This window comes from Zobellia barbeyronii, assembly GCF_018603515.1.
GTDB lineage: Bacteria > Bacteroidota > Bacteroidia > Flavobacteriales > Flavobacteriaceae > Zobellia > Zobellia barbeyronii.
Window position 1 is genome coordinate 994,804 of sequence record NZ_JACATN010000002.1, and the last position, 17,309, is coordinate 1,012,112.

The following is a 17,309-nucleotide window of genomic DNA, read 5'->3' on the forward strand; positions in this document are numbered from 1 at the left end:
TTTAGTGTGTTTTTAAACGTAAAAAATACACTTGCTCTAAAATACGGTTTATTTATAATTTAAGGTCAGGATTTTTAGGTCCAAAGTGTTTTAGCATTACAATAGGGTCTGTTTTACTATGATTTACGATAGTAACACCTTCTTTTGCAGCTTTTTCTGTCACAAAATATTCATCATGTGTTAATTGTCCGTATCTAATAAGCGACGGTGTTTCAATATCCCAAACACCCATCTTACCATGCCCTTGCATCATAATCATTCCGTAACAGGCACTATCTTTAATAGTAACCGTTTGCCCTGGCAACACAGTCAATTCTTTGGCACTAAAAGCATCGGAACGATAACAAATCCATTTGTCAACATAACCTTCTGCTTCCATTTCCTCTAAAGATTTTACCGGAATAGGTCTCATGAAACGTGTTTCCAACATATTTGGGTCTGTATTCAACTCCCAGTCTATCACCTCCATAAGCTGGTCAAAATCTCCCATTCTATCTTCTGGTGTTCCGTTCCACAATAGTTCCTCTGGAATAATGGCTTCGTTAACCAAAGACTGGTACATAGCAAAAACATCAGATGCTTTTTGAGGTTCATAGGTACACATACTACCAGGAGCATGAAGCATTCCTGGTGGTACATCCCAGCCTGTTCCCGGCTCCAACCTAAAAGCTGATGAAAAGTTAGTAATCTTATTATCGCCTTTTGTAAAATTCTTCAAACATTCTTTTATCTCTTCTTTGGTTGTACCTGGAGTTATCCCAAAGAAAGTATATGGAAAATCGCCTCCATGGTTGTTTACTTGAGGTGGAAAATAATACGCTTCCGGTTTTCCCTTTTGACCAATTTTAGCTGCATGCTCATCGTTATGATGTATGTGATGTGGCAATGGCCCCATATTGTCAAAAAACTTAGAATACATAGGCCAACTTTGATACTCGTCCCAAAGACGGTCACCAATAATTTCTCCTTTTAATTCATCAATAACATCTTTTAAAAGAATCTGCACTTCTTTGCCATCTTCCTCTAGAACAACTGGACTTAAACCTTCATTCTTGCCCGTTAAAGGACCATTTTCAGCGGGAGTCGTTGATGAAAACCAACGTTCATCTATACCGCCACGTTCTCCACCCAAAACGTAATAATCGTCTGGGTGCAATTTTATTCTTCTACCCGGAACACAAAAAGAACGCGGTACCCATGTTGGTGCCAAACGTAAAATTCCCTTCCCCTGTTCCAATGCTTTTTTAGCTGATGAATTTGCCATACTACTCAATATTTATTTTATAAAAAAGATGTTATAAATGATTTTATTTTTTCAGGTGATAGCACTTCTAATTCCAGTGAATAGCTCCTACTTTCATTTGGTTCTAGTAAAATAAGAGTGCCTTCTTCCCTTGCTTTTTTTTGACCTATTGGTGGATTTGTTGCTGGCTCCAGAGCTGTCACATATTCGTTTTCACCCCAATGTTGCCAATTAATCAACCAAGGCAATTGTTTTTTAGGAAAGCGAAGTGCTACAGCCAGATTCAATTTTTCGTTATAGATTCCGCAATTACAATTTCCTTCTGTATCCTCTTCTGCATCAATAAATGCCACATCCTCACCCGTTCCGGAATGCGCCTCCATAGGCTCAGGGCATTTTCGAAAATTAACTTCGTCCTTAAAAATTTTTCGTTCAGAATCCGGTGTCGGGGATTCCCAATTTCCTTTCCAAAGTAAATCAGTGCCTTCATCTACTAAAGGCCAACCAAAATTCACATGATATAAAAGCATATGTGGCGCCTTCTGATTTCCGCGATTAACCACCTCATCGTGTATACTAATTTTAGCTTCACCCAATTTACCAGAAATAGTTCGCTTCAATTCCAATACAGGTCCAAAAACTTGAGTTTCTCGGATGATACCCGTTATGCTCATTTCCATTTTTCCCGCAGCTGGGTTAGGTTGTTCAATAGAAATAATTTCTGCGGGCGTGTTACTAATAAGACCATGCAGTCCTCTTGTTCCGTGCTCATCTTCCTCTGGCCCACCTACGTGAGAAAGTCCACAGGTAGTTAAAAGTCCACCGCCAAAATTCCGTATCCAGCTCATACCCTTATCAGAAAAACGATTAGGAGGCACAACTCCTGTTTGACTCAACCACGCCAAACTATATTCATTATAAAAGGCATCTGCAATATCCATCCCTCGGTCAATAACAACCTTGTAACGAAGTCCAGTACCTGTATTAATCCACGCAATGCGTGTACCACGTCCCAAACCATTATCCAAAACAGAAGTCTCAATACCACCCACCTGAGTAGTGTTGCCTATTTTGTCTTTTCCGTTACGTATAAAATTTTCTGTGGACATTGCTATTTCAATTCTATTTCCTGAACTCTTAACTTATTATTTTTTAGAAAACATCTCATTCTCTGCATCAGCACCAGAAATAAGGTACGCCAACAAATCTTTCACCTCATCATCACTTAAACGATTAATACTACCCGGTGGCATCAAAGAAATTGAAGACATCTTCATTCCCGTTACTTCTTCTTTGGAAATGGATCTTATAATATCTGGTGCATACGGATTCTGAGAAACTTTATACTCTGCTCCTTCTTCACTTATCAACCTACCTACAACAGAGTTCCCATCTTTTAAAGAGAATACGGTTGTATTGTACTGATCTGAAATAACATCACTTGGATCAATAATTGCCCTAAGGATATCTTCTGGTGAAAACCTATTACCCACTTGACTTAATTCTGGACCTATATTCTGACCTTCGCCACGCATACTGTGGCAAGTCACACAATTAGTAGCCAAAAACATATTTCTTCCGGTTTCAAAATTTCTGTTGTTTAAGCCATCCGCCAATAAAGGTGAAATGTCTTTCTCTTCCCATCTCTTGCCTGGTCCTTTTGGTTGCACAGCACTTGAAGCCAATTCATTTCCTGACTTACTAAGCAAAGAATCGCCAGACATTTGATTATATAATTCCTTTTTATTTGCAGCAACATGGGTCAACGCTTTTTTCCTGGCCTTATCAATAAAACCTATATAGCTACGACCAGCTTTAAATGAGAAGGCTTTATAAAACCATTTGAAATACTTTTCTCTTAACTCTGGTGTCCAACCAGTAGTAGCATCCTGTAAAACTAAGCCGTAATAGGTATGCTGTGCCAATGGCATATTTTTTAATGTTTCCGCGATATCCATTCCGTATTGCGGATTTCTCAAGATTAAATCTGCTGCCTCGGTTGCCGTATTTGCCATTACAGAGGCATTTTCTCCCTCTTCAGATTCCAACAAAGCAAGTGTTTTTGATACTACAGAAGCATCATCTACAAACACCAATGTTTTACTTAATAATTGATTCAGCACATCTGTATCTGCCGGATAATGAGCTGAAAGATATGAGCTGACTTTTCTTTTAACATCAGCATTCGGTTTTCCGAATCGTGACAATGTAAGTTCAATAGCACGAACTAAGTCTACCTGATTTTGCTCAGAAAGGCTTACATAATCTATGTTAACGAGTGAATTAATTACTCTGCCTTGTTGACTTTTATCCCCCTGTCTTGCTAAAGCAACTGCGCCTTGAATTTTCCTTACTGCATCTGTCTCTTTATAAACCTTTTCTTGCCAGCTACTCACCGGTTGATGCTCTACGGCAATACGTGCCGCATATTGAACAAAGCGGTCTTTACTATTTAAATAAGGCCAAGCAAATTCCAATGCTCCGTCTTGCGGTGCACCGTGATAAGTCTCTAGCTTTTTACGGATTTCATTTTCCGTAGTCTGTTCTAAATCCTTGACATTACCAGCTAGTTCTTCTTGATCATTGTAATACACGCGGTACAAATCAGATTCTAACCTACGTCCACCTGTCATGAAATACATGGCTCCATCAGGCCCTATAACACCGTCCGTTAAAGGAAGTGGAATACCCGATAGAAATTCTTCCTTCTCACCACGGTAAGATGAACCTTCTGTTTCCATCTCAATGGCATAGATAATACCAAAACTCCAGTCGAAAGCGAATATACTATGTTGATATTTCTCAGGGAATTTAGATCCTCTTCCTGACAATACGTTGGTTGGAGAACCTTGACCTATATTTAAAACAGGAGGCAGATTATCAGGATACGCTGCAGACCATTTTCCGTTACCGGTTCGCCATCCAAACTCGGCTCCACTGGTAACATGGCAAATTCGTGTTGGACGATACCATGGCATTCCCAAATCCCATTCCATATCCGAATCATAAACGAACATATCACCTAACTCATTGAATGCTAAGTCAAACGGGTTCCTAAAACCGGAAGCCATAAGTTCCCAATTCTCTCCTTCTGGATTAAGTTTTGCCACCCAACCCCCTGGAGCTCCACGGTCATTGGCGTGACCTCTTGGGTCTTTTATCTGAGGAAAAAGATTATCATCCTCCCAATTCCTAGGAAGATGGTATTCATCCATTTCGGGTAAATCTGTGTGGTTACCAGCAATTACATAAAGTGATTTACCATCTGGAGATAACACTATACTATGCGGACCATGCTCCCCTGCTCCATTCAATGATTTTAGAAGAGTTATTTTATCATATTGATCATCGTTATCTGTATCCTGTAAGCGGTAAAGTCCACTTGTTTTTTCAAATTCATCACTGCCCGTATGGTTTACCATAACATATAGACTGTTAAAAGCATACAATAAACCTTGAGCGTAGCCCATTTGTATTATTGAATCCGCAACCTGAGTACCGGTCTGGATTTTTAGCTTTTCTATTTCCGGCACAAGGTTATCAGAACCTATTGAAGCAACTTCCATGCGGTACAATGTACCATACTGATCAGAAGTAATTAACCTACCCTTATTATCAAAAGTCATGGCAACCCAAGACCCCATGTCATTATCTCCGGGACTATATAAATGTTCCGCACTAAAACCTGGTTGCAGTTTAAGCTTTGCTATTTTAGGGTTTTCAGATTCAGCATTTGCTCTTTCCTTCTTTGTATCGGTTGTACAAGAAGTTGCTAAAACTAAAACACAGGAGAGATAGAGAAATAACTTATCAATTTTCAACGTTTTTATGGCCATACCTTCGTTTTGTTTTAATAGAAATACATTGGTCAAAACCAATAAATCCTCTATTATGAGTTGGTTTGAATGAAAAGCATTGGTCATTTTTAATTAACAATCTATGCTTCTAAGTGTCTAAAACTAATGAAGCATTTTTTGTTTACTATCCTGTAGTGTACTGCTCAATTGGAGCTGAAAAAGTTAAAAAAGAAACTATTTAACTGAATATCATCCTACTAGACAAAAACCACATAACTACTAAAATTTATCTTCCCTTATTACATACTATTACTATACTAATGAACCTTGGAACAATAGATTTAAATGTAAATTCAATTTACACTATTCTATCTCTAAAAATTAATAATCATCAATAATTCAGGTAATTTTATATCTTTATAAGAATCTTCTTCTCATAAAAAAGAGATTATCCAAATTTTGAGAAGCCATCTTTTGGCTTTTAAATCGAGGAAATAAAAAAGAAAGAGACTATGAAGCTGACATACAAACAAACCGAAAAACGACCTGAAAATTCCTTTTTAGCACGACAAGACCGATTACCTTGTATAGAGCAGAACTGGCATTTTCATAAAGAACTAGAGTTAATCTACTTTATTAAAAGTAGCGGAACGCGCTATGTAGGCAATTCCATTGGAAGTTTTGCCCCCGGTGAATTATACCTTATTGGCAGTAACATTCCGCATCTGTTTAAAAATCATAAGGAGTATTATAATGACCAACAAGAAGCCGAAGCTGTTAACCTGATTGTCATAAAATTTGAACCCAATTTTTTAGGAAGCGAGTTTCTTGACTTAACGGAATCAAAACGTTTAAAAGGTCTTATGCAACGAGCAGACAGAGGAGTTAAATTCTCCGAATCTGCCACGTATATGGTTCATAACCTTATCTCTGGACTTGTTGGAGACCAAGGATTATCTAGTATTGTAGGGCTTTTAAAGATTTTGGACATCTTATCTATGAGTGAAAATTATGAGTCTTTATGTTCCGAAGTAATTGCCAATACTTACAACAGCAATGAAAAGGACAGAATGCGTAAAATCATAAATTTCCTGACGGAAAATTTCGAAAAGAAAATAGAGTTAGAAGAAATTGCATCTATAGCGCATATGACTCCAAATGCCTTTTGTAGGTACTTTAAAAAGAAGACAAGAAAATCATTTACGCAGTACCTAAACGAAATTCGTTTACGAAATGCTTGTAAACTTTTAATAGAAGGAGAAATGCAAATCTCAACTGTTTGTTACCAATCTGGTTTTAACACCCTCACCAATTTCAACAGACAGTTTAAAGCGCTAATGAATATTACTCCAACAGAATACATGCAAAAATACAATCAGCAGAAAGAAATGGTTTAAGCTAAATTAAATGCTAATGTCGCAACTTCATTTCTTTAGAATAAATCAGAAGGTTACAATAGTGCCTACAAAGGTTAATACACGCATTTTCAAGAACATATATTTCAATTATTTTTGTTTGGATAGCTTTACCTAACTTAAATACAACCGCGTGACCAGCCTTATATTTTTACTCCTTTGTATTGTTTTGCTCATTGTTGCGGTAACCGTATTCAAAGTACACCCAATTCCTGCATTGCTTATTTCAGGATTGATTCTTGGGTTAACCACAGGCAGTTCCGTAGAATTGGTTACTGACAGTTTGTTGAGCGGTTTTGGAAACACCCTAAAATGGATTGGCCTTATCATTCTATTTGGCACTTTATTGGGTGAAATTCTGGCGCAAACCGGTGGCGCAGATGTAATAGCAAATACCATTATAAATTTATTTGGCACAAAGTACCTTCCGTTGAGTATGGCCGTAATCGGTTTTTTAATTGGTATACCTGTTTTTATGGATGTTGCTTATTTGACCTTATTACCAACCATATTCGTCCTATCAAAAAAATCTGGTCATTCGGTTCTTACTTTAGGACTTTCTTTAGCTATAAGTCTTACCGTTGCTCACGCATTGATTCCTCCAACACCAGGACCACTTGCCGTAGCGGCCATTCTTGAGATTAATATTGGAGACATGATTCCCATTAATATTGTGGTAGCCTTAGCCGCAATAGCTGGAGGTTTACTATGGATAAAACTGAACAAGAAAAACCTTGACCTTAAATTACCCGAGACAAATATTGATGACACACCCCAAATAAAAGAATTGACAGGGCTCAAAAGAGTATTACCTTTTGCCGCTTTATTAATACCCTTATTTCTGATGTCCATTGGCACTATTTTCCCATCGGAAAACGGATTTATCTCATTTATCAAAAACCCTGTATGGGCACTTCTTATAGGTGTCCTTTTCGCACTCCCTTTACTCCCTAGAAAAGATTTTTCTACCCGTTTGAATACGTTTTTTAAAACTTCGGGAGAGAAATCAGCTATTGTTATTCTCATAACAGGCACGGGTGGCGCTTTCGGGCAGGTAATTAAAGACACGGAAATAGTAGGTTCTATGTTTTCCGATGTAGGTGATATTGCTGCTATGGGCGTGGTTATTCCTTTCTTACTGAGTTTTCTCTTTACTACCGTTACAGGGTCAATTACTGTTTCGCTTATCACTACGGCCTCTATTGTTGCACCATTAGTTTCTAATGGCACCCTGCACCCTACTTTTACCGCTGCGGCAATTGGTGCTGGTTCTCTTGGGATTATCCATGTAAACAGTAGCTTCTTTTGGTTATTTAAAGAAGTACATGAGGTTTCTGTATCGCGGTTGCTAAAATCTTTCAGCCTATTATCTGGCGTGGTGGCTTTAAGTGGTGGACTTCTTGTGTTAGCATTATATTATTTCACCGAACTCTAACCTACCCACAACTCGGTTAAAATAATGTCACACTAGGGTAAAATCCGAGAATCCATCTGCTTCATATTCAATTTTCTTTGTGTCATATGAGGATTTGAGCACATCTCTCTTCAGTATTACTGATTCCAAAGAAAATAAAAAACACATATGGATACCTATCTATTAGCTATCGTTTTAATACTATTCGCTAGTTTCTTTCAAGGAACTTTCGGATTAGGAATGAAGCACATTGCACCTTTAAAATGGGAAGCTTGGTGGTTAGTCCACGCATTTACGGCCATGATATTATTCCCAATTATCTGGGCATTAATAGTGATGCCCAACCTTTTTGAAATCATTTCCAAAACAGATAGTAACACTTTATTCTTAGCTGCCTTCTATGGTTTCCTTTGGGGTATTGGCGGTATTCTTTTTGGTGTTAGTGTAGAAAAAACCGGTATCTCCATTACATATGGTATTGTTATGGGTCTTGCTGCATCAGTTGGCTCTATTATTCCTCTTTTTCAGATTGAAGGAGCGTTTGACCAACCGTCTTTCCCTATCATAATGGTAGGAGTTGCATTGCTGCTTGTGGGCGTTGCAATTACCGCGGTAGCAGGTGTCCAAAGAGATAAATTACATAGTAATTCTACAACAACTACTAAATCTATAAAAATTGGGGTATTAATTGCCGTAGCATCAGGTGTGTTATCCGCCTTTTTAAACGTTGGTTTTTCTAACGCGGCACCGGTTGCAGCAATAGCTGTAAACGATTATGGTGTAGGTGCCCAAAATGCTAGTTTAGCATCATGGGTGGTTGTTTTATTGGGTGCGTTTGTTATGAACGGTGGTTATGCACTCTACCTTTTTATCAAAAATAAATCATGGAACGCCTATTCAATTCCCAACAAGGGCAAGGCTTTAAAATGGGCCATTGCAGCAGGTATTTTTTGGTTCGCAGCACTCGGCGTCTATGGTCAAGGGGCAGCACTTATGGGCAACTTAGGTCCTGTAGTGGGATGGCCTATACTTTTAGGGCTCGCTTTGATTATTAGCAATATTTGGGGGTTTAGAGAAGGGGAATGGAAAAATGCAGACAAACCATTTAAAATTTTACTCACGGGTCTAGCCGTTCTCATCATCGCCATTTGTATTTTAGGGTACGCCAATTATTAAGCCAACCATTAATTAAACTATAAGCACTTTTATTATGAAAATCCAGAAGATAGAGCCTTTTGTTATTACACATAAATTAGACACACCCTTCTATTTTTCGCAATGGCAGTATGATACCCGTAAAATATGTATCGTAAAAATAACACTGGATGATGGCACTTACGGATGGGGAGAAGGCTACGGACCTGCAGCGGTCATAAAATCCGGGATAGACTTTTTTACTCCTTTTCTTTTAGGAAAGAGTGCTTTAGAACATGAAATCCTTTGGCAAGAAATGTACAGGCGCTCTATGGATTACGCTAGAAGTGGTGCTTTCCAAGCAGCTATAAGTGCTATAGATGTTGCTTTATGGGATATTAAAGGGAAATTACTAAATCAACCGGTATCTGTTTTATTGGGCGGAATTAAAAACCCAATTATTGAACCCTACGCTACAGGACTTTATTTTACACGAAACGAAAATCTTGAAGAGCTTTTGGTCAATGAAGCCTTATTGTATAAATCCCAAGGGTTTAAGGCTACCAAAATGAAAGTCGGACTGGGTATTCAGCAAGACTTAAAATACATTGCCGCAATTCGCAAAGCCATTGGGCCAGATATGCGCTTAATGATAGATTCCAACCACGCTTATTCTTATAAAGAGGCCATAGAATTAGCTCGAAAAGCTGAAAAATATGATATTTCTTGGTTTGAAGAACCGGTATCACCAGAGGATTATGATGGTTACCGCAGACTAAGAGAAAACACAACTATACCTATTGCAGGTGGTGAATGTGAATATTTGAAATTTGGTTTTAAACGTCTTTTTGATAATGATTGTGTAGATATAGCACAACCAGACATTTGCGCTACGGGAGGCTTAACCGAAGCTAAACGAATCACCAATCTAGCACAAGCGTATAACAAAGATGTTGTACCACATACTTGGGGCACTTGGATTGCCATAAGTGCAGCTATTCATTTAGTGGCCAATTTAGATAAGAATCCAGGCAGAATGTACAACGACCTGCCTACAATGGAATTGGACCGAACAGAAAATGCCCTTCGCGACGAGGTTACCCTTCACAATGTAAAACTAGAAAACGGACATTTAGAAGTTCCGCGTACACCTGGCTTGGGCGTTGATGTTGATATGGACAAATTAGAATACTATTTAGATAAAGAAATACATAAAGATGGAGCAGTTAAAATTCGGTCATAAAAAATTATATATTGATGGTGCACTTGTTGAAGCCTCAAACAATAAAACTTTTGAGGTTATTTGCCCAGCAGACGAAAAGCCCACTGCCACAATTGCTTGGGCTAGTTTAGAAGATACCCAAAGAGCTTTAAAAGCTGCAGAATCAGGTTTTAAAACTTGGTCAAAACTTCCCATACAAGAGCGCCTAGATTGGATAGATAAGCTTAGAAATAAAATTATAGAAAATAGCGACTTGCTACGTGAAAGCATCATGTATGAAATGGGCAAAACTTGGGAAGGTTCAGAAGAAGACCTTACCAGTATCACCAATTCACTGCAGTACTACTCTGAAGAAATATTAAAGCGCAATGACATTCCTATTAAGGATAAGGAAGGCACCCATGAACACCATTTTGTTTCACAACCTCTAGGCGTTGCGGTTGCTTTTCTAGCCTACAACTTTCCGTTGTTGAACTTAGGTTTTAAACTAGGGCCTGCGCTAGCCGCTGGCTCAAGTATCATTTTAAAACCTTCAGAATTTTCACCTTTATCGGCTTATATTATTGGAGAATTATGCGCTGAAATTAATTTTCCCAAAGGAGCCATAACCGTTCTTTGCGGAGATTTAAACGATGTTGGTATTCCGCTTTGCGAAAGTAAAATTCCAAGACTGATTACCATGATCGGTTCTACGGAAACTGCGCAAAAGCTTATCGCACAAAGTGCAAAAACCTCTATAAAAAGATACAGCATGGAATGCGGCGGAAATGCCCCGTTTATTGTTTGTAAAGATGCCAATTTAGAGCTGGCCATAAACATTGGTACAGCTCTTAAAGTTGGTAACTCAGGACAAATCTGTGTAGCTCCTAATCGTTTTTTCGTTCACGAATCGCTTATAGAAGAATTTGCCGCTGGCATGGTAGAAAAGTTTAAAGCGACCAAACTTGGGTTTGGACGAGAAAACAAACCTGATATGGGTCCGTTGACCAATAAGCAATCCGTCATAAAAGTCCAAGGTATTGTAGATACAGCAGTTAAACAGGGCGGTAAATTACTATATGGCGGAAATGCCTTAGAGGGTCCTGGTTATTATTTTCAACCTACGGTTATTACATTCGACAAAAACGAAGTTGAAATACTTCAACATGAGATCTTCGGCCCTGTAGCCCTCATTGTTCCATTTAAAACAAAAGAAGAAGTTATTGTACTAGCCAATAATACAGATGCCGGACTAGCGTCTTACGTATTTTCTAAGGATGAAGAAACGCTTGATTTCTTTGCCAACTCCCTAGAATTCGGTGAAGTGCAGCTCAACGGTGTAAAATATGATATATACTTACCACACGGTGGTGTTAAAAACAGTGGTATAGGAGTGGATTGCTCTACTTATGCGCTAGATGATTATCTTGCCAAAAAAAGAGTAACCAAAGCTTTATAATGTCAATGAAACTACCAGAAAAATTTATTAGCTGCGATTGGGGTACTACCAATTTTCGGCTGCGTTTAATAGAAACGAAATCGCTCAAAATTCTCTCGGAACACACGACAGATATGGGCATTAAAAAGCGCTTTCAAGAATTTAAAGAACAATCTAGTATTTCTCAAGACCAGTTTTTTGCAGAATACCTGAAAGATCAAATCAAAAACCTAGACGGCACAATCAGTAATGACTATGTCATAGTAGCATCCGGAATGCTCTCGTCTTCAATAGGCATGCACGAATTAAATTATGCAAATATGCCCTTAGCTTTTAACGGCAAGGACTTGATTAGCAAGTATATCCCTTTTGATGATATGCCAGACCTATTATTGGTTTCTGGCGCTAAAACAGATGCAGATGTTATGCGGGGTGAAGAAGTTCAGGCCATTGGTCTATCTAAAGCGCTTTCTAAACACGAAAAGGGTATTTTATTATTACCCGGCACGCATTGCAAACACATTACTTTTGAAGCAGGTGTTTTTAAAGACTTCACCACGTATATGACCGGTGAACTTTTTGATACCATTAGCAAGCACACTATTTTATCGGCTTCGCTAACATCAGCTGCTTGGGATGTTTCTTTTCAGGATATTTTCTTGGAAGGGGTCAAAAAGGGACTAGCAGATCAACAGATGCAATCTTTATTCTCTATTAGGGCAAATACCCTGATCAATCAGGTTTCTGGTGAACAAAACTTTTACTTTTTGTCCGGTCTTATGATTGGTGGCGAAATGGCCAGTTTACAGCATAAAGATGGAACCATCTTTCTTGCAGCTAGTGGTATTTACAGTACGCTTTACAAACTGGCACTAGAATCTTTTTTACCAGCAGAACGGATTGTTTGCTTTGAGGAGCAAGTATTGGAACAAGCATTATTAACAGGACAACAACAAATATTACACACGTATGCAGAATAAAATATTTTCATGGGATAAGTACAACCAAAATCCAATAGTAGGTATCCTAAGAGGCTTAAACACAGAAGAAGTACTTCAACTTATTCCTTCCTATATTAAAAGTGGTTTCTATACTATAGAAATAACTATGAACTCTCCTGAGGTTGCCCAAACCATCGCAACCTTGGCAAAAGAATACCCTGAACTAAATGTAGGTGCCGGTACGGTATGTACCATGCAAGATTTGACCAAAGCTTTAGAAGCTGGTTCTCAATTTATTGTAACCCCTATTATTGATGAAGAGGTAATAAAACATTGTGTAGCCAATAAAATTCCAATTTTCCCTGGCGCATACACTCCAAGTGAAATTTACAAAGCATGGTCTTTGGGGGCATCTGCGGTAAAAGTATTTCCAGCAACGCAACTGGGTATTCAATACATAAAAGATGTGCTGGCGCCTTTAAACGAAATAAAATTGTTGCCTACAGGAGGTGTTTCCGTAGATAACATTAAATCATTTTTTGAAGCAGGAGCTGTTGGTGCCGGTATGGCCAGTTCTTTATTTGATAAAAAAATGATTCGTGAAGGGAATTATGCCGATTTAGAAAAGCACTTTGCAAAGATGAAAAATGAGATTAAAGATTTCATAAAAGAATAAAACTCTCCACATCATAAACTTTTTTGAAAATGAAAAACAATAGAAAAATGGCTAAACGGAACCTCATATTTTTACTTATGATTGGCCTGACTGTATTTAATGGTCTCGCTTTGGATACTTATAAATCAGACCCTATTGTTTTAGAAAATGAAAAGTTGAATGTGAGTGTTGATTCTGAAACAGGATGCTTTTCTGTTACCGAAAAAACTTCTGGTCACGTTTGGAAATCGGACCCGTGGGAAAATGCCGCGGGTCTATTGACCATAACCGATTCTAAAGGAAAAAAACATACGGTTAACATTTCCAAAAGTAAAAAAATTGAAGTTTCAAAAAAGGCTAACAATACGGTATCTCTCAAATTTATAGACCCCGTTTTTGAAGATGGCTCCGTAGCTACAGGAGTTTCTATTGTTACAGAATTAAAACTAGACGCAAAAACAGCTCTGTTAGATGTTGAAGTTAAAGAACACAACGCCGGTAATTTAAAACTATCGGATTTACGTTATCCTGCACGGGCTTTCAGCTTAAAAACAGATGAAGATAAAGGCGCAGCTGTAATTCCACAAAAGCAGGGAATTATCTGTCCGTCCTATATTTTTCCTATGAACGGAGGTCGTTTTTGTAAATGGGATGATGCCACTTACAACAATAAATCACAAGGTTTTTTAGAATTGTTCAACAATGGTACCGGACTTACCATGCCTTGGTGGGGTACGTATAATGAAAAATCTGCCGTAATGGGTATTGTAGATGAATCCGCTAGACCCCAAATGCAATACAATATCAATAACAATGGTCAATACCTTTTTAAAGGTGAAATGTCTACTTTCCAGCGTATTGTTTTTCTTGACCCTATTTGGAAATTAGATGAGGAGAAAGGTAAGATGCGGATGAGCTACCATTTTATTCCAGGTGGTGATTACGTAGATATGGCCAAAGAATATCAAAAGGAGGCTAAGGCTCGTGGACATTTTGTTTCTTTAAAAGAAAAACTAAAAAGAAACCCGAATGTAGATAAGCTTCCAGGAGCTATCTATTTCGGAATCTACGGCGGCTATCCTCATTATGTGAACATGCCCGGAATGGCTTTCACTTTTGATGAATTAAAAAATACTATCCAGACCATTCATGATGATTTAAAAGTGGATAAAGCTTTTGTTCATGCATGGGGAACCTTTTCTAATTTTGTTCCGCACAACTCCCCTATCAGTGAAGCTTTAGGTGGACCTAAAAAATTAAAGGCCGCGGTAGATTTAGCAAAATCTTATGGGTACTTGTATTCTTCATATCACGCTTATTCGCCTATGTTAGAGAATGACCCTAATTTTACAACGGACCTCATTCAACGTGATGCCGAAGGAAAATTGATGAACGCAGGGAGTCGTTGGGCACGAGTTGACCCAAAATTTCAAAAAGCATTAGCTCAGGAAAATATTGAAAATGAAATTTCTTATTTAGGCCTAGAGGCCGATATAACCGATATTACTTTTGCCGCATACCGTGAAAACGGAAAAGAAGGGCGTATTGAGCTTGCTAAATATATAGACAGCTTTAACTTGGTAAATGGAACCGAACATGGTCAAGAACAATGGATACCTTATTTTGATATGTTTGAAGGGATGACCTATTTAGAGGACCGTCCACTTTCTGTAATCTCCCACCCTGCTCCGCTTTTCAATTTGGTGTACCATGAAGCTATAGCCAATTTCGGAAAAATCCAAGATCCAGATAATGAGATTACTGCCAATGGAGATTTCAGAATAAAAGCCTTAAGAAGTATGTTGTTTGGAAGAGGTACTACCATATTCTTTGCTCCTTACGAATTTGAAGGCATGCGCCCTATGATAGAAATGGCTAGAGATTTGGTAAGCCCAGTTCATAAAGAAACATTTTATTCGGAATTAAAAAGCCATGAATATTTAAGTGCTGATTACAAAGTACAGAGAAGTCGCTTCTCTAGTGGAACCGAAGTAGTTGCCAACTTAGGTCCTGTAGCACAAAAAATTGAAGGTGGCGCTTCCATTCCCGGATACGGTTATAGTATAAAAATGAAAGATGGTACTGTAAAAACGGGTCATTTCCAAGTGAGTCTTCACATGGATTAACAGAAGGTTTTCATCAAACAAATACAAAAGACAGGTCATTATGAAATATGTTGCAACAAAAATAAAATCAAATCAGACTAGATTTAGTTCAATTATATTCTCGTTTTGTCTTTGTACGATTTTTTGCCACAACACGCTTCTTATAGCCCAAGACCGTCCTAATGTATTGATTATGCTTACCGACGACCAAGGCTATGGTGACCTAGGTTCTCACGGCAATCCCTATTTAAAAACACCAAATATTGAAAAAATAGGCAAGCAAGGGCTTGAAATGACTCATTTCTTCTCCTATCCAAATTGTTCTGCTACTCGTGCAGCCATCCTAACAGGCAGGTATCCGTATCGCACAGGAGTCACAGGAGTTACACAAGTTGATCACTTTATGAATACTTCAGAAGAAACGCTAGCCGAGATTCTGAGTAAAAACGGCTATCGTACGGGAATTTTCGGAAAATGGCATTTGGGAGACAATGCTCCCATGCGCCCTACGGACCAAGGGTTTCAAGAAGCTTTGGTTCATAAAGGTGGAGGAATCGGGCAAGCTGCGGGACCAGCTGGCAACACCTATTTTGATCCCATTCTTGAGCACAATAATCAATCTAAAAAGTACGAAGGATATTGCGATGATATTTTTACGGATGCCGCTCTAGATTTTATGAGCGAGAAAAGTGAGAAGCCTTTTTTTACATATCTAGCAACCAATCTACCACACTTTCCACTTGAAGTACCCGATGAAAAAGCCGACCCCTATAGAAAAATAGGACTTCACGAAGACAATGCCAAGACCTACGGCATGATTGATAATATTGATGCCAATGTAGGTCGCGTTTTAAAACGGTTAAAACAACTGGGCATTGAAGACAATACAATAGTTATTTTTCTTTCGGATAATGGCCCCAGAAATAGACGCACAAAAAATGACGTTTACCCAGGAAGATGGGTAGCAAATTTACGAGGAACAAAAACAAGTGTTTATGAATGTGGTACTCGTGTACCTTTTTTTGTTAGATGGCCAAAACATATTGAAAAAGCACAACAAAACAGTACTATGGGTGCAGTAATTGATGTACTGCCCACTATCTTAGATGTCTGTAAAATTGAAGCTCCTGAGCATATTAAATTGGACGGTAAATCATTGCTGCCCCTATGGAAAGGTGAAAAATCGGACTTTAAAGACAGGGAGTTCATTGTCCAAATGCATTACGGTCCAACCGTGTTTAAATACATGCATTTTGCAGTGCGGACCCAAAAATATAAATTGGTAAGTCCGCATGATGACCCACACCATATTCTTTATCAACCTAAAGATGAAGAATTAAAAGAGGTCCTTGCTAACTTAGAATTATACGATGTAGAAAATGACCCAAGTGAGCGTATAAACTTAGCCCATAATCACCCTGAAATCGTAGAAGACCTTCTGGCACGTTATGAAAATTGGTTTGACGAGGTTACTGAAGAAAGAGATTCAAAAGGTATTCAGCGTATTTATCTTGGTAGCAACATACAACGCGCTACTAACCTCTCTCAGTTTGATTGGGGCGGCCCTAGAGTCCTATCCAAGAATGATCTTGGCCACTGGCGGGTAAAAACGGAGGCGGGCATATACAATGTGAGCTTTGATCTTCCGGAACTGGACCATGAAGGTGTAGCGCATTTGAAATACAAAGACGTGCATTTAAAACTTCCGGTAAACAAAGAGCAGAAGAAAATCACCTTTACAGATGTTATACTTCCTGAAGGAACAGGAAACTTCCATGCTTTTTTAAAAACAGAAAGATTAGCAAAAGGACCTTTATTTGTTGATGTTGAACGTATTAATTAATGCTTAAAAATTTCAATGTTATTGGTTTTCGCATTTTTTAAATCACACTCAAGTACCACATTTTTTAGCATTCGTTAGTAAACAAGGTTAAAATAGTGCCGTAACCGGATAAAATCTACAAAT

Annotated in this window: 12 protein-coding genes; 9 read left to right on the forward strand and 3 right to left on the reverse strand. The window is 38.3% G+C overall.

The window, feature by feature from the left end:
* Positions 1–52: 52 nt before the first annotated feature.
* The 3 genes from HW347_RS08670 to HW347_RS08680 are packed head-to-tail and all read right to left on the reverse strand — an operon-like array spanning position 53 to position 5,166.
* Positions 53–1,264 carry a class I mannose-6-phosphate isomerase gene (locus HW347_RS08670; RefSeq protein ID WP_214611475.1) on the reverse strand — a complete coding sequence of 404 codons (1,212 nt, stop codon included), beginning with the start codon at positions 1,262–1,264 and terminating at the stop codon, positions 53–55.
* Positions 1,265–1,281: 17 nt separating this feature from the next.
* Positions 1,282–2,352 carry an aldose 1-epimerase family protein gene (locus tag HW347_RS08675; protein ID WP_214611476.1) on the reverse strand — a complete coding sequence of 357 codons (1,071 nt, stop codon included), beginning with the start codon at positions 2,350–2,352 and terminating at the stop codon, positions 1,282–1,284.
* A 36-nt stretch (positions 2,353–2,388) separates the two neighbouring features.
* The gene (locus HW347_RS08680; protein ID WP_214611477.1) at positions 2,389–5,166 is read right to left on the reverse strand and encodes a c-type cytochrome; all 2,778 of its coding nucleotides are present in this window, start codon (positions 5,164–5,166) and stop codon (positions 2,389–2,391) included.
* A 386-nt stretch (positions 5,167–5,552) separates the two neighbouring features.
* Here HW347_RS08680 and HW347_RS08685 point away from each other — a divergent pair, with 386 nt between their 5' ends.
* The 9 genes from HW347_RS08685 to HW347_RS08725 all read left to right on the forward strand — a co-directional run bounded on the left by HW347_RS08685 (position 5,553) and on the right by HW347_RS08725 (position 17,186).
* Complete coding sequence (locus tag HW347_RS08685; RefSeq protein ID WP_214611478.1) at positions 5,553–6,437, forward strand: AraC family transcriptional regulator; 885 nt, start codon at positions 5,553–5,555, stop codon at positions 6,435–6,437.
* Between the two features lie 151 nt (positions 6,438–6,588).
* The gene (locus HW347_RS08690; RefSeq protein WP_214611479.1) at positions 6,589–7,890 is read left to right on the forward strand and encodes a GntP family permease; all 1,302 of its coding nucleotides are present in this window, start codon (positions 6,589–6,591) and stop codon (positions 7,888–7,890) included.
* A gap of 147 nt (positions 7,891–8,037) precedes the next feature.
* A complete protein-coding gene (locus HW347_RS08695) occupies positions 8,038–9,045 on the forward strand; it encodes an L-rhamnose/proton symporter RhaT (protein WP_214611480.1) in 1,008 nt (335 codons plus the stop codon).
* 34 nt (positions 9,046–9,079) lie between these two features.
* Complete coding sequence (locus tag HW347_RS08700; RefSeq protein WP_214611481.1) at positions 9,080–10,246, forward strand: mandelate racemase/muconate lactonizing enzyme family protein; 1,167 nt, start codon at positions 9,080–9,082, stop codon at positions 10,244–10,246.
* A complete protein-coding gene (locus HW347_RS08705; RefSeq protein WP_214611482.1) occupies positions 10,221–11,663 on the forward strand; it encodes an aldehyde dehydrogenase family protein in 1,443 nt (480 codons plus the stop codon). Before HW347_RS08700 ends, HW347_RS08705 begins: the two co-directional genes overlap by 26 nt.
* Before the next feature lie 5 nt (positions 11,664–11,668).
* Positions 11,669–12,622, forward strand: a complete 954-nt coding sequence (locus tag HW347_RS08710; RefSeq protein WP_214611483.1) for a 2-dehydro-3-deoxygalactonokinase — start codon at positions 11,669–11,671, stop codon at positions 12,620–12,622.
* On the forward strand, positions 12,612–13,259 hold the full coding sequence (locus HW347_RS08715) for a bifunctional 4-hydroxy-2-oxoglutarate aldolase/2-dehydro-3-deoxy-phosphogluconate aldolase (protein WP_214611484.1): 648 nt from the start codon (positions 12,612–12,614) through the stop codon (positions 13,257–13,259). Before HW347_RS08710 ends, HW347_RS08715 begins: the two co-directional genes overlap by 11 nt.
* Before the next feature lie 29 nt (positions 13,260–13,288).
* Positions 13,289–15,364 (forward strand): DUF5696 domain-containing protein, encoded by a 2,076-nt coding sequence (locus tag HW347_RS08720; RefSeq protein WP_214611485.1) that lies wholly within the window; start codon positions 13,289–13,291, stop codon positions 15,362–15,364.
* A gap of 40 nt (positions 15,365–15,404) precedes the next feature.
* A complete protein-coding gene (locus HW347_RS08725; RefSeq protein ID WP_214611486.1) occupies positions 15,405–17,186 on the forward strand; it encodes an arylsulfatase in 1,782 nt (593 codons plus the stop codon).
* Positions 17,187–17,309: the final 123 nt, after the last annotated feature.

Coding starts and splice junctions, on each gene's coding strand:
- HW347_RS08670 (WP_214611475.1), bottom strand. CDS start 1,264: ATGGCAAATTCATCAGCTAAAAAAGCATTGGAACAGGGGAAGGGAATT.
- HW347_RS08675 (WP_214611476.1), bottom strand. CDS start 2,352: ATGTCCACAGAAAATTTTATACGTAACGGAAAAGACAAAATAGGCAAC.
- HW347_RS08680 (WP_214611477.1), bottom strand. CDS start 5,166: ATGACCAATGCTTTTCATTCAAACCAACTCATAATAGAGGATTTATTG.
- HW347_RS08685 (WP_214611478.1), top strand. CDS start 5,553: ATGAAGCTGACATACAAACAAACCGAAAAACGACCTGAAAATTCCTTT.
- HW347_RS08695 (WP_214611480.1), top strand. CDS start 8,038: ATGGATACCTATCTATTAGCTATCGTTTTAATACTATTCGCTAGTTTC.
- HW347_RS08700 (WP_214611481.1), top strand. CDS start 9,080: ATGAAAATCCAGAAGATAGAGCCTTTTGTTATTACACATAAATTAGAC.
- HW347_RS08705 (WP_214611482.1), top strand. CDS start 10,221: ATGGAGCAGTTAAAATTCGGTCATAAAAAATTATATATTGATGGTGCA.
- HW347_RS08710 (WP_214611483.1), top strand. CDS start 11,669: ATGAAACTACCAGAAAAATTTATTAGCTGCGATTGGGGTACTACCAAT.
- HW347_RS08715 (WP_214611484.1), top strand. CDS start 12,612: ATGCAGAATAAAATATTTTCATGGGATAAGTACAACCAAAATCCAATA.
- HW347_RS08720 (WP_214611485.1), top strand. CDS start 13,289: ATGAAAAACAATAGAAAAATGGCTAAACGGAACCTCATATTTTTACTT.
- HW347_RS08725 (WP_214611486.1), top strand. CDS start 15,405: ATGAAATATGTTGCAACAAAAATAAAATCAAATCAGACTAGATTTAGT.